Source organism: Endozoicomonas sp. SESOKO3 (assembly GCF_024606255.1).
Genome location: NZ_JAHHPR010000499.1, coordinates 1 through 15,103, shown reverse-complemented (window position 1 = coordinate 15,103; position 15,103 = coordinate 1). Strand labels below are relative to the sequence as shown.

General features: G+C 48.2%; 9 protein-coding genes. All 9 read left to right on the top strand.

The genetic code is table 11. The features are described from left to right. Positions 1-495 precede the first annotated feature (495 nt). The gene (locus KDK18_RS08710; protein WP_257254512.1) at positions 496-1,071 is read left to right on the top strand and encodes a hypothetical protein; all 576 of its coding nucleotides are present in this window, start codon (positions 496-498) and stop codon (positions 1,069-1,071) included. Positions 1,072-1,154: 83 nt separating this feature from the next. Next, positions 1,155-2,978 (top strand): hypothetical protein, encoded by a 1,824-nt coding sequence (locus KDK18_RS08705; protein WP_257254511.1) that lies wholly within the window; start codon positions 1,155-1,157, stop codon positions 2,976-2,978. A gap of 178 nt (positions 2,979-3,156) precedes the next feature. Next, entirely contained in the window at positions 3,157-4,830 is a 1,674-nt protein-coding gene (locus tag KDK18_RS08700) for a hypothetical protein (protein ID WP_257254510.1), read from the top strand. Continuing rightward, positions 4,814-5,026: a hypothetical protein gene (locus tag KDK18_RS08695; RefSeq protein WP_257254509.1), complete on the top strand. Its 213-nt coding sequence runs from the start codon at positions 4,814-4,816 to the stop codon at positions 5,024-5,026. The genes KDK18_RS08700 and KDK18_RS08695 overlap by 17 nt, the downstream gene beginning before the upstream one ends. 96 nt (positions 5,027-5,122) lie before the next feature. Further along, positions 5,123-6,958 (top strand): hypothetical protein, encoded by a 1,836-nt coding sequence (locus KDK18_RS08690; protein ID WP_257254508.1) that lies wholly within the window; start codon positions 5,123-5,125, stop codon positions 6,956-6,958. A 307-nt stretch (positions 6,959-7,265) separates the two neighbouring features. After that, entirely contained in the window at positions 7,266-8,960 is a 1,695-nt protein-coding gene (locus KDK18_RS08685) for a hypothetical protein (RefSeq protein ID WP_257254507.1), read from the top strand. 163 nt (positions 8,961-9,123) lie between these two features. Next, a complete protein-coding gene (locus KDK18_RS08680) occupies positions 9,124-11,013 on the top strand; it encodes a hypothetical protein (protein ID WP_257254506.1) in 1,890 nt (629 codons plus the stop codon). Between the two features lie 164 nt (positions 11,014-11,177). Next, on the top strand, positions 11,178-13,163 hold the full coding sequence (locus tag KDK18_RS08675; RefSeq protein WP_257254505.1) for a hypothetical protein: 1,986 nt from the start codon (positions 11,178-11,180) through the stop codon (positions 13,161-13,163). Between the two features lie 66 nt (positions 13,164-13,229). Beyond that, positions 13,230-15,086, top strand: a complete 1,857-nt coding sequence (locus tag KDK18_RS08670) for a hypothetical protein (RefSeq protein WP_257254504.1) — start codon at positions 13,230-13,232, stop codon at positions 15,084-15,086. The last annotated feature ends 17 nt before the right edge of the window (positions 15,087-15,103 follow it).

Below are 15,103 nucleotides of genomic sequence, written 5' to 3'. Positions count from 1 at the left end.
AGTATATTGAGAACCAGGATCAGCCCTGACGGGCTGACGAAATTCACCTCCCTGCTAAGTCGCAGGGAGCGCTCTTTCGGCTATAGGTAGGGGACAATTTCGTAACGAATCCTGATATAAAAGGGAGAGCGGGTACTCGCCAGCAGGTATAACTGCGAGCTTATTAACGCCACTCCGGACGAAGAAGCGCTTGAGACGTTTACGCCTGGAGTTGATCTCGGTACCATGCCCCATAGTTCGGGCAATACGGGATGCTTGCAGAATACTTGGTATTGGCCACCTATTTACCCTTTCATATCACGCTTTGTCTCTAAATTGTCCCCTACAGAGGGATCTTATTTAACCCTCTACCCGTCATTAGGATTAGCGATTTTGCGAGAATAGCCCAGAACGTCCAAAAGACAAAAACACACTGATTGTCCTATTCTATCCTTCCTCTCTGTAAGCCAGCACAGGGATAGAATTACTAAACACTCACTCTTTACAGCACCACTGTTGCTGTTATTGTCACTGTTTGTCGTCACTCAAACTCGATTGTTGGTGACATTGGGTTCCGGGCAAGACCAACAGAAAGGCCAGCCATCAGAACCATCCGGCCGGAGAGCCTCAGAGGTAATCACCCAATCCACAGGCTCTCTCAATGACCTCGTGTGTTCTGGCTTTGGCAGCGGTAGTGGAGACCCTCCACAACACTCACATACTCTGGGCTTAAATTGTTTCGCCAATCCCTGTCATGGTATTTGTCAATTCCGACCATCATCGAATAGCAGATGGCCCGATGAATGGCCGCTGAATTCCGCAGAAAGCTCATGCCCTCATTTGGCTGATGGGCACTGCTTTAGTTGCATTGGTCATTTTGAGCCTCTAAACATTACACAGGCCGACTATACAACTGCCCCTTACGGGCCACTCAATCTGGATAGTTTTCACGGAGAATCCGTTATTTCCCGTACGCTTACCCACTCGGAAAAACAGCAGACAACCACTGCATCATCCCTACGGATCAAGAGCCAGATTTATCTTTCCCGGAAAGGCACAATAAAGGCCCTGTTGGACCACAGAAGCGAATAACACACTACTTTTCTTGTTCTATCCTTCCTCTCTGTAGACCGGAAGGCAAGGATAGAAAGATTAAACACTCACTCTCTGCGGCAATGCTGTCGTTGCTGTTATCTGTCGTCTGTCAGGCTGAACCATGGACAGAGCGTTTTATTGTCAAGTTTGAAGAGAATGCAGTTTTTTCCAACCAGAGCTTTTCTATAAAGTGCGATCGGCATACACTTCCAGACATCACTGAAACAAATGGCTATGTTGTTTCAGAGTCGCTGCTTCATGACAATCAAGATTATGGGGTAAAAACAACCATCATTGAATCGACTTTCTGGCAATGGCTTTACATCACTCATCTGCTGACGGGTTACGAACTGACCCTGAACACCAAAATTGTCCCTCTGTGCTCCAATTCTTATTCATGGTTACCTTTAGCAGTGGTTGTCGCTGTCGTTTGGCTTTTAAAAAACTATTGGAATCTTGATTCACTGTCGCTTAAATCGATGGAACAAAAAGAGATAACCCCTATGCTGACACAGGTGGACCTCTCGTTTGCTATGATCACAATGATAACGGGTTCTGGACGAGACCAACATCAGGGCCAGCCATCAGAATCATCCGGTTGGGAAGCCTCAGGAGCAACCATCCAACTCAAAGGCTCTTCCTTCCGCCCTCTTGGTATGACTGACTATGGTGGCGGCAACGGAGAGCCTCAACAACAATCACATACATTGGATTTAAATTGTTTCGTCCATCCCTGTCATGGCTTTTGTCAATTACGACTATCATCCGATAACAGAGGATCTGTTGAATGGTCGCTAAATTCTTCAGAAAGCTCATGCCCCCATTTGTCTGATGGGCACTGCTTTAGTTGCATAGGTCATTTTGATTCTTTAAACATTACACAAGTCGTCTATAAAAATACCCATTACGAACCACTCAATCTACATAGCTTTCCAGGAGAATCTGGTACATCCTCTATGCTTACCCATTCAGAAACACAGCAAACACCCACTGCATCATCCCAATTGGGTCAAAGCCAAGCTCATCCCGTCCGGAAAGGCACAACACAAGCCCTGTCTGATCGCAAAAGCGAATACCACACTGAGCAATCAACCTGCGGCGTGAAAATAGTTGGGGATGATGGCCGACAGCATCCGTGTGGGATAGTCTGCAAGAATGCTGCTGCCCTAAGGGATCACAAAAAAATAAAGCACACCGGACAAAAAACCTGTGACGCTATAGTGGTCGGGAAGAACGGTCAGCAACAGTCGTGCGGTAAAACCAGTAAGAATGCCAAAGCCATGTCAGTTCACAAAAGCGCATATCATACCGGGCAAAAAACCTGTGACGTAACAGTGATCGGGGAAGATGGCCAGCAGTACCCATGTGGGACTGTCTGCAAGAATACAAATGCTCTTTCGAATCACAAAAAAAGAAAACATACCGGGCAAAAAACCTGTGACATGCCCATGATCGGGAAGAATGGTGAGCAGCAGTCATGCGGCAAAATCTGCAAAAATGTCAAAGCCCTTTCGGTTCACAAAAGCTTATATCACACCGGGCAAAAAATCTGTGACATAACAATGATCGCGGGGGATGGTCGGCAGCGGCCATGTGGTGCAGTCTGCAAGAATACTAATGCCCTGTTCAATCACAAAAAAAGAGACCACAGCGGACAACAAACCTGTGACATGAACGTGGTCGACAAGGATGGTCAGCCGCGGCCATGCGGGATGCTCTGCAGGAATATACAAGTCCTGTCGAATCACAAAAGAAGCGCCCACGGCAAGCGACAAATCTGCTACCTGACAGTCGTCGGGAAGGATGGCCAGCAACGGCCATGTGGGAAGATCAGCAAGAACCTTAAAGCCCTGTCAGATCACAAAAGAGTGCATCGAAAACGCAAACCTGTTGATCTGGACTAAAGCGGTGAGCTCAGTCGTTGGTCTGACACGCGCCCTTTCATGGGGTTTTGCCTTGTGCAAACTTTGGTATTTAACAGAAGGTCTGTGGCCGAAAATACATTTATTTTCTTGCTCTACCCTTCCTCTTGGTAGACCAGAATGCAAGGTTAGTAAGATTAAACACTCACTCTCTACGGCAATGCTGTTGCTGATATTGACGTTGTCTGTCATCACTCAGGCTCAACCGTTGACAAGACCTTTTGTTACCACGCTTGAAGAGTTACCAGACATTGCCGGCGCAAACGACTATCAAGAGTCAGATTCACTCTTTAACGACAAACCACATAGATCTGCGACGATTATTGAGTCGATTTCATGGCGATGGCTTTACGTCACTCATCTGCTGGTGCCTTGCGAACTAATCTCTGCCACCAGAGACACCCCTCCACGCTCCAGCTCATATTCATGGCTACCTGTAGAGGTGGTTATCGCCGTCTGCTGGCTTTTAAAAAGCCATTGGAACCCTGATTTACTGTCGTTTAATCCGATTGAACAAAAAGAGACAACACCCATGCGCTTACAGGGGGGTCACTCGTTTGCCACCATCACTATGATGGTAGGTTCTGGACAAGAACAACAAGACCAGCCATCAGAATCATTAGGCCAGAGAACTTCAAGAACAATCACCCACCCTGCAGGCTCGTTAACTGCCCCCCTTTATTCCAGCTTTGGCCGCGGTAACGGAAACCCTCGACAACACTCACATACTTTGGGTTTAAATTGTTTTGTCCATCCCTGTCGTGGCGTTTGTCAATTACGATCATCATCCTGTATCAGCGAGCCTGATGAATGGTCTCTAAATTCCGTAGAGAGCTCATGCTCTCATTTGGCTAATGGATACTGCTTTAGTTGCATAAGTCCTTTTAATCCTTTAAAAATCAAACAGGCTGCCTATGCAACTGCCGCCGGGGAGCCATTTAATCTGAATAATTTTCTCGAAGAATCCGGAATTTCCTCTAAGGTTGCATGTTCAGAAACATACCAAACAAGCACTGCATCATCCCAATTAGGTAAGAGTCCAATTGATCTTTCCCTGAAAGGCACAATACAAGTCGTGTCGGACCACAAAAGAGAGTACCACACGGAGCAACCAACCTGCGATGTGACAATAGTTGGAGCAGATGGTTGGCAGCGACCCTGCAGAAAGGTCTGCAGGAATGTTCAAGCCTTGTCAACTCACAAAAGCGCATACCACACCGGGCCAAAAACCTGTGACGTATTAGTGATTGGATGGAATGGCCAGCAGCGGCCATGCGGGAGATTGTGTAAGAGTGCTAAAGCCCTGTCGTCTCACAAAACAAAATACCACACCGCGCAACGAATCTGTGACGTCCCCATGTTCATTGAGGATGGTCGGCAACGGCGATGCGGGAAGATCTGCAAGAATTCTCAAGCCCTGTCGCACCATAAAAGAAGTGTCCACAGCGGGCAACGAACCTGTGAAATAACCGTTGTTGGACAGAATTGCCAACAGCGGCGATGCGGAACGGTCTGCAAGAGTGCGAAAGCCCTTTCGGATCACAAAGGAAAAAACCACAGCGGGCAACGAACCTGTGACTTTAAGATAGTCGGGGAGGATGGTCGGTATCAGTCATGCGGGACAGTCTGCAGGAATGTTAATGCCCTTTCGGATCACAAAAGAACTGTCCACAGCAGCCAAAAAACCTGCTACATAACAGTGGTCGGTGAGGATGGCCAGCAGCGGCCATGTGGAAAGATCTGCAAGAATCTTAAAGCCCTGTCAGATCACAAAGGTAGACATCGAAAAAGCAAAAATGCTGATCTGGACCAGAACGATGACCTCGGCCCTTGATCTGACACCCATACTTCAATGGTTTTTTGCCTTTCGCAACTTTTGTTTTTACAACAATCTTAAAGCCCTGTCTGATCACAAATGCAAAGTTCACAGCGGGCAAAAAACCTGTGTTGTAACAGTAGTCGGAGAGGGTGGCCAGCTGCGGTCATGCGGGAAGGTTGTCATGAATGCCCAGGCCCTGTCGGATCTTTGACAGAAAACACGCTTATTCTCTTGATCTATCATTCCTCTCTATCAACCAGAACGCAGTGATAAAACGATTAAACACTCACTCTTTGCGGCACCGCTATTGCTACTACTGTGGCTGTCTGTCGTCACTCAGGCCCAACCCTTGACGGAACGTTATATTGTCAAGCTTGAGCAAAATGCGGTATTTCCAAACCAGAGCTTTTCTATAAAGAGTGACCTGCATCCATTAGCGGGCAGCCCGTCAGTCATTACTGACACAAACAGCTATGGACTATCAGGTTTTCCGCCTGATGACAAACCACACAGATCTGGCAGTTACGGGGTAAAAACGACCGTTATCAAGTCGATTTCGTGGCAATGGCTTTACACCACCCATCTGCTCTTTGATTACGAACTGATCCTCACCGCCAAAGATAACGCTTTAAGCTCTACCCTTTATTCATGGCTACCTGGAGAAGTGGTTTTCATTGTCGGTTGGCTTCTGAAAAGCTATTGGAACCCCGACTCACTGATGTTTAACTCGATGGAGCAACGAGAAGCAACATCTATGCTGACACAGTGGGATCACACGTTTGCGGCCATCATTATGGTGCCTGCTGGCTCTGGAAATAACCAACAACCATACCAGTCATCAGTATCATCCGGGCAGCACGCCGCGGATGCCAACGCTCAACCTACAGGCTTTTTCACTGGTCCATCGTATTCTGATTTTGACGACGGCAACAAGAACCCTCAGCAATACTCGCATACTTTGGATTTATATTGTTTCGTCCATCCCTGTCATGGCGTTTGCCAACTCCGACCATCACTCCATAGCACAGGGCTAGATGAATGGCCGCTGAGTTCGTTCGAAAGCTCATGCCCCCATCTTACCCGTGGACATTGTCTTGGTTGCATAGATTATTTTGATCTTGTAAACGTCAGATGCTCAACGCCTGCCCCTGAAGCTTCTCTCAACGATGGTGTGCCAACGCCGAGCTGTTGGTCTTCCATAGCGGATGATCTTGCGGCCATTAACGGGCCACGAAATACACCTGGCAATTTCAAGGAGATCGAAATTCTCGCTACGAATATCCAATCCACACCCAAAATTGGGACTTCAGAACCACAAGAAACAACCCCTGAACCATCCCAATTCGCGCAGAGCCAAACTCTTTCTCAGACAGACAGCTCAGAAGCTCCGTGTGAACACAACACCGGGCAATTAACCAATGATGCGACGGTGGTCAAGGAGGATGGTCAGCCGCGGCCAGGCAAGAAGACCTGGATGAGTGTTCAAGCCTTGTCGGCTCACAAAAGAAAAATCCACAGAAGGCAAAAAATCTGTGATAAGACCGTGATCGGGGAAGATGGCCTGCAACGACCATGTGGCAGAGTCTACAAGAATATCCAGTCTCTGTCGTCTCACAAAGGTAGAGAGCACTCCGGTCCAAAAATCTGCAACGTTTCCGTGATCGGAGAGGATCGCCAACTGCTACCATGCAGGGCTATCAGCACAAATACAAGGACGCTGTCGGATCACAAAAAAAAAGAACACGCAGGTCAACGAACCTGTGACTTGATCGAAGTCGGAGAAGACGGCCAGCTGCGGCGATGCGGGAAGATCTGCAAGAATGCCAAAGTTCTGTGGGATCACAAAAACAGAAGCCACAGCGGGCGACAGATCTGTAATGCGACCGTAATCGGGAAGGATGGGCAGCCGCGGCCATGCGGGAAAGTCACTAAGAATACTCCGTCTCTGTCAGTTCACAAAAGCAAGCACCACTCCGGACGAAAAACCTGCTACGTAAAAGTGGCCGGAGATCATGGTCTGCAGCAGATAGGCGGGGTGGTCTGCAAAAGTGCTGAGGCCCTGTCGATGCACAGAAGCAAGCATCTAAAGCGCAAACACGTTGATGTCGATCAGAACAATGACCCCAGCTCTCAAGAAGACTAACCCAGCCCTAAATAAGAGAAGGTGGAAAGAATGGGGCAAAAAACTACACCTCTGTAGGAGACAACACCCGCCTTCTACTAAATGACACTGGTCGCTTAAGTAGATCCCCGAGGCCATCCATCTGACAACAGGATGGCCCGTGATCGCAATGCTCGGGCTCATCAAAGTGTGCACAAGCGCTTCCATGGATTTTTGACGGAAGGTCTCAGACAGAAAAACACAATGATTATCTTGATCTATCCTTCCTCTCTAACCACCAGAATGCAAGGATAGAACTATTAAACAGTCACTCTTTGCAACAGCACTGTTGCTGATATTATTGTTGTCTGCCCTCTGTCAGGGCGAATCGTTTCCAGAATGTTTTATTGCAGAGTGTGGACAGAATGCTATTTACCCGAACCAGAGCTATTCTGTAAAGTTTGATCCGCATATATTGCCGGGCAACCCGTCAGTCATTGCCAACACTGACGGCTACGCAACATCTGACTCACCACCTGAAGACAAACCACGCAAATCGGACGTTCAGGGGATCAATGCGTTCCTTATTGAGCGGATTTCGCGGCAGTTGTTTTACGCGACTCATCTGCGAGTGAGTTACGAACTGATCCTGACCACTAAAGCCCTTCCTCTGAAAGCCAAACCTTATTCATCGATACCTGTAGAATGGGCTATCGCTGTCGCTTGGCTTTTAAAATGCTATTGGAACTGCGATTCACCGCTGATTAACCCGATGACACAGCAGGAGGCAACATCCATGTTGACACAGGAGAATCAAACGTTTGCCATTATCACTGTGATGTTTGACTCTGGAAATAACCAACGACCCCATCAGCAACAAGACCCGCCATCAGATTCATTCGGCCAACATGTCCCGGTTGCTACAACCTGTTTCGATAGCTTCCTGTATTCCCGCTCTGGTGGCGGTAACGAAGGCCCTCAACAAAACCAACATACCCTGGATTTCAATTGTTTCGTCTCTCCCTGTCATGGCGTTTGTCAATTCCACTACTCACCGGATGGCAGAGGGCTCAATGAATGGCAGCCGATTTCCTCAGAAAGCTCATGCCGCCATTTGACGCATGGGCATTGTCTTCGTTGCATAGGTTATGTTGATCCTGTAGAAGTTACACCTCAAAGTTCACAGTTCGAAAGATTGAATCTTCCTGCTACCATTCAACCCCAATCGGCTTCTGACCTGCTATTTGAGCTACTGACCCACGGCATTGATGGCGACCCAGCCAACAGCGGCAACTCTATAGACGGGATCCTCTTAGACTGCTGGATTGCCTCAGACGGGATCGTCTCAGACGCAATAAGCTCTGAGGCAGACCATGCAACTGACGCTACCGTGCCACTCAGAGATGATATGCCAATGGCTGGGAAAAACCGTCTTGCTGCCAGAGCACCGCTCCCCGGAGGATCGCCTCCCGGAGGATCGCCTCCCGGAAAAACTACACATTACCAACAAGCTCTGTCAGATCGCAAAAGCAAACGCTGCATTCGGCAAACAATCTGTGACCTGACAGTGGTCGGGGAGGATGGCCAGCCGCGGCCATGTGGAATGGCCTGCAAGGGCTCTCAAGGTCTGACGGAACATAAAAGAAGTGTCCACAGCGAGCAAAAAATCTGTGACGTGATAGTGGTTGGGGAAGATGGCCAACCCGGGCCATGCGGTAAAATCTGCAGGAGTGCTCGAAGCTTGACGGTTCACAAAAGCAGATACCATACTGGGCAAAAAATCTGTGACGTGATAGCGGTAGGGAAAGATGGCCAGCCGCGGCTATGCGGGGCGGTCTGCAAGAATACTGGATCTCTGTCGTCTCACAAAACCGGATACCACACCGGGAAAAAAGCCTGTGACATGATAGTGATCGGGAAGAATGGCAAGCGGCAGCTATGCGGGAAGATCTCCAACAATGCTCATTGCCTCTGGGAACACAAAAGAAGGCATCGAAAACACAAGCGTGATAATGAAAACCAGAATGATAACCTCAACCCTTAATCTGACACCGACTCTTTCAAGAGGTTTTGCGTGATTCCACACTTAGCTTTTGATTGTAGGTCTATGACAGAAAAACACTCTGATTATCTTGATCTATCCTTCCTTCTAGCCACTAAAATGCAAGGATAGAATTATTAAACAGTCACTCTTTGCGGCAGCACTGTTGCTGATAATATTGTTATCTGTCGCCTATGAGGCCGAATCGTCTGCAGAACGTTTTCTTGTCGATCCTGAAAAGAATGCTGTTTTTCCAAACCGTAGCTCTTCTATAAACTCTGCCCCTCATACATCGCCAGGCAACCCGTCAGTCATCGCTGACATAAACGGCTATGAAGGATCTGACTCACCGCCTGAAGACAAACCACACAGACCTGGTGGTTATAGGCTCAAAGCAATCCTTATTGATTCGATTTCCAGGCAGTTTCTTTACGCCATTTATCTGCTGGTGGGTTACGAAAAGATTCTTAACACCAGAAGTGCCCCCCTGAACGCCACCCCTTCTTCATGGCCATCCCTGGAAATGGTTATCGCTGCCGGGTGGTTTTTAAACAGCTATTGGAACTCCGATTCACCGTCGTTTAACCCGATGAAACAGCAAAAGGCAACATTTATGTCGACACAGGAGAATCAAGCGTTTACCTCCATCACTATGATGTTTGGCTCTGGAAATAACCAACAACCTTATCAGCAACAAGATCTGCCATCAGACTCATCCGGCCAGCACGCCCCGGTTGCCACACGCTGCTTAACCAGCCTCCCTTACGCTCACTCTGGTGGCGGTAACGAAGACCCTCAACAGCAGCAACATACTTTGGGTTTCAATTGTTTCGTCTTTCCTTGTCATGGGCTTTGTCGATTCCGACACTCATCCGATGGCAGAGGGCCAGCTGAATCACAGCTGAGTTCCTTCGAAAGCTCATGCCACCATTTAGCGTACGGACACTGCTTAAGCTGCATTGGTTATGTTGATCCTGTCGATGCTACATCTCAAAACTCACATTTTGAAAGGTTGAATCCTCTTCCAGCCATCCAACCTCAGTCGATCTCTGACCTACCATTTGAGCTTCTGACTTGTGACATTGATGACAACCCATACAATAGCGGCAATTCCATAGAAGGGGTCACCTCAGACTCAATAAGAGCAGGGGCAGCCCTCAGAATTGATGCTATTGGGACACTCAATGATGATATGCCAATGCCAGAGAATAACTGTCTTGCCACCGGTGGCGCGCCTACCGAAGGAGTGCCTTCCGGAGTAAATCCTCCCGAAGTAATTACTGATTGCCAGCAACCCTCTGGGAATCACAAAAGCAACAACCACATCTTGCAAAGAACCTGTGTCTTAACCCTGGTTGGGAAAGATGGCAAAACGCAGTCATGCGCGAAGATCTTCAAGAATGCCAGATCCCTGTCGAATCACAAAAGCAGATTCCATAGGGGACAAAAAATTTGTGACATGACAGTGTTCGGGGAGGATGGTCAGTCGCGGCCATGCGGGAAATCCTGCTTGGGCACTCAAGGCCTATCTGATCACAAAAGAAGCAGTCACAGCGGACAACAAACCTGTTTTGAGACCGTGGTAGGGAAAGATGGCCAACCCCGACCATGCGGGAAAGTCTTTGAGAATGCTAAATCTCTGTCGAATCACAAAGGCAAAATCCATACCGGGCAAAAAACCTGTGACGTGATAGTGGTTGGGGAAGATGGCCAGCACCGGCCATGCGGGGTAGTCTTCAAGAATACAGGATCTCTGTCGTCTCACAAAACTGGATACCACACTGCGCAAAAAACCTGTGATATATTAGTCATCGACAAGGATGGCCAGCCGCGGCTGTGCGGAAAAGTCTGCAAAAATGTTCAATCTCTGTCGAGCCACAAAAGCGCCTACCATAGCGGGGATAAAACCTGTGACATTATAGTGGTCGAAAAGGATGGCAAGCCGCAGCCATGTGGGAAGATCTTCATTAACGCTCATAGTTTTTCGCAACACAAAAGAAGACATCGAAGGCGCAAGTTTGATGCTTTGCAGCGGGATAATAACCTCAATCCTTGATCTCACACCCGCCCTTTCATAAGGTTTTGCCCGGCGCCATCTTTCGTTTTTAGGAGAAGGTCTTGGACGGAAAAACAAACTTATTATCTTGATCTATCCTTCCTCTCTACCCACTGGAATGAAAGGATAAAATTATTAAACAGTCACTCTTTTCGGCAACACTGTTGCTGTTATGGTTGTTGTCTGTCGTCTGTGAGGCCGAATCTTATACAGAATGTTATATTGTCGAGCTTGAGCAAAATGCAGTTTTTCCAAACCAGAGCTTTTCCATAAAACCTGGCCCGTATACATTGCCGGGCAACCCGTCGGTCATTGTCGGCACAGAGAGCTATGCAGGATCTGACTCACCGCCTGACGACAAACCATATAGACCCGGTGTTTACGGGTTCAAAGCGATCCTTATTGAGTCGATTTCATGGCAGTTGCTTCACGCTACTCATCTGCTGGTAAATTACGAACCGATTATGACCACTAAAAGCCCCTCTCTGAACGCCACCCCTTATTCATGGATACCTTTAGAAGTGGTTGTCACTGTTGATTGGCTGTTAAGAAGCTATTGGAACCCCGATTCACCGCTGTTTAAGATGATGGAACAACAAGAGGCAACATCTACGTTAACACAGGGGAATCACCCGTTTGCCCCCATCACAATGATGTTTGGCTCTGGAGATAACCAACAAACCTATCAGCAACAAGAGCAGTCATCAAAATCGTCCGGCCAGCTCGCCCGGGATCACACAAGCTATCTTTCCGGCTTCTGGTATTCCCGCTTCGGTGACGGTAACGAAGGCTATCAACAACAACACCAACATACTTTGGGCTTCAATTGTTTCGTCTTTCCGTGTAATGGTGTTTGTCAATTGCGACTCTCATCCAATGACAGAGTGCCCGCTGAATGGCTGCAGAATGCCTCAGGAAGCTCATGCTGCCATTTAACGCATGGACACTATCCTCTTTACATAAGTCATGCTGATCCTGAAGAAGCTAGACCTCAGCACTCACATTTCGAAACATTGAATCCTCTTCCTGCCTATCAACCCCAATCGGTTTCTGAACAACTCATTAAGCTAATGGCTCATGGATATGGCAACCCGGCCATTAGCAGCAATGCTATAGACAGAGTCGCCCCAGACTGGGTCGTCCCAGACTCAACGAGCGCAGGAGCAGCTTACATAACTGAAGTTACCAGACTAATCAATGATGATGTGCCAGGGCCTGGGAATAATTGTCTTCCTCCCGGAGGAGCAACTCCCGGAGTGCCTACACATTGCCAAAAAACTCTCTCGGATCAGAAAAGAAAATACCACACCGGGCAAAAAACCTGTGACGTGATAGTGGTTGGGGAAGATGGCCAGCTGCGACCATGTGGAAAGGTCTCAATGCATGCCCGGGCCCTGTCGGAACACAAAAGCAAAATCCACACCGGGCAAAAAGTATGTGACGTGATGGTGGTCGGGAAAGATGGTCAGCCGCGACCATGCGGATGGCTCTGCAAGAATGCTGGTATTCTCTCAGCTCACAAAAGCGGATACCACACCGGGCAAAAAACCTGTGACGTCACAGTAATCGGTAAAGATGGCGAGCTGCGACCTTGCGGAGTGGTCTGCAAGAATGCCGGAAGCCTCTGGGTTCATAAAAGCGGATTCCACACCAATCAAAAAACCTGTGACTTCTCAGTGGTCGGTGAAGATGGTCAACAGCAGCCGTGCGGAAAAATCTGCAAGAATGCTCAGTCTCTGATGGTTCACAAAAGCGAATACCACAGCGGGCAAAAAACCTGTTGTTTAACATTAGTCGGGAAGGATGGCCAGCAGCGGCTGTGCGGAAAGGTCTGCAAACACGCTAAAGCCCTGTCGGAACACAAAAGAAGCGTCCACAGCAGTCAAGTAAACTGCAACGTGATCGTGGTTGGGAAGGATGGTCAGCAGCGACCATGCGGAAAGGTCTGCAACAATGCCAGAACCCTGTCGAATCACAAAAGCAGAATCCATGGCAAGGAAAAAATCTGTGACGTGACGATCGGAGAGGATGGCCAGCAGCAGCCGTGTGGAAGGATCTATAAAAATTCTGACAGCCTTTCGAAACACAAAAGAATACATCGTAAACGCAAGCCCGTTGTTGTCGACCAGAACGACGACTTCAATCCTTGATCTGACATCCGCACTTTCATCAGGTGATCTATTCTTCCTTTCTACAAATTAGAATGCAACTATAGGATGATTAAACACTCTTCTTTTTCTGCACCATTGTTGCTCACACTATTTTTGCCTGTCGTCTGCCAGACCAAACCGCTGACAGAACGCTTTATTGTCGAGCTTGAACAGAAGGCCGTTTTTCCAAACCAAAGTTTTTCTATAAAGCCTGGGCGTACATTGCCCGGAAACCCGTCAGTCATCACTATCGCAGATGACTATACAGAACCAAATTTGCCATCGGATAAAAAACGACACAAACCATACAGTTACGAGATAAAAACGACCATCATTGAGTCGATTTCCTGGCAGTGGCTCTACGCGACAAATCTGCTGGTTGCTTACGAAGTAATCCTGACCACCAAAAACGCCCCTCTGAGTTACAACCCTTTTTCATGGGTACCTGTAGAAGTGGTTATAGCGGTCAGCTGTCTTTTAAGAAGCTATTGGAACCCCGACTCACCGCTGTTTAATCCGATTCAACAGCAAGAATCGAGTCAGAATCAGCCGTTTGTGATCACCACTATGATGCCCGGCTCTGGAAATGACCAACAACAAGGCCAAGTATCAGAATCATCTGGCCAGCGAAGCCCACAAGTCACCGGTCAACTTATAAGCTCTTTCTCCAGCACCCTGTATTCAGTCTCTGGTGGCAATAACGAAGGTCCTCAACAACACTCACATACTCTGGGTTTAAACTGTTTTGTCCATCCCTGTCATGGCGTTTGTCAATTCCGTCCATCATCCGATAAAGACGGGTTCGTCTCAGACTCATCAGGTACCGGGATAGCCGAAACAACTCAGCCTGTCGGGCAAAAAACCTGCGACGTAGTAGAGATCGGTGAGGATGGCCTCCTGAGACAATGTGAGAAGTTCTGCAAAAATGCCCGAGCTCTGGCGGTTCACAAAAGCAAATACCACTCCGGAAAAAAAACCTGTCCCCTGATCGTGGTCGGGGAAGATGGCCAGCATCGACCATGCGGGACTGTCTGCAGGAATGCTAAAATCCTCTCGGATCACAAAGGCAGATACCACACCGGACAGCAAACCTGTGACGTGATAGTGGTCGGAGAGGACGGCCAGCGGCGACCATGCGCAAAAGTCTGCAAGAATGCCAAAGCCCTTTTGTCTCATAAACATGGCTACCACTCCGGACAAAAAATCTGTGACTTAACAGTGGTTGGCGAAGACGATCAACAGCGGCAATGCGCGATGGTCTTCAAGAACGTTCGATCTCTGAGAGCTCACAAAAACAGATACCACACCGGTCAAAAAGCCTGCGAAGTAACATCGATCGGCGAGGACGGCCAGCAACAGCCATGCGGAAAGGTCTGCAAGAATGTTCAAATCCTGTCGAGTCACAAAAGCAAATGCCACAGCGGACAAAAAACCTGTAACTTGATCACTGTCGGGGAAGATGGCCAACCACAGCCATGCGGAACGATCTGCAAAAATGCAGGTATCCTGTCGCAGCACAAAAGCAGAGTCCACTGCGAGCAAAAAATCTGTGGTCTCACAAAGGTTGGGGAGGATGGTCAACAGCGTTCATGCGGGGTGATCCTTAAGAATACTCTATCTCTGGCGTCTCACAAAAGCAGATACCACACCGGACAAAAAATCTGTGATGTGAGAGTGTTCGAAAATGATGGCCTACAGCGACTATGCGGGAAGGCTTGCAAAAATGCCGTAGCCCTGACAGAGCATAAAAGAAGACACCATAGCGAACCAAAAACCTGTGACGTAACAGTAGTCGGGGAGGATTGCCAGCTGCGGCCATGCGGGTATGTCTGCAACAATGCTCATGACCTTACAGAACACAAAAGAAAGCATCGAAAACGCAAGCCCGAAGATGTGAACCGGAACGATGATCTCAACCCTTGAGCTGACCTCTGCCCCTC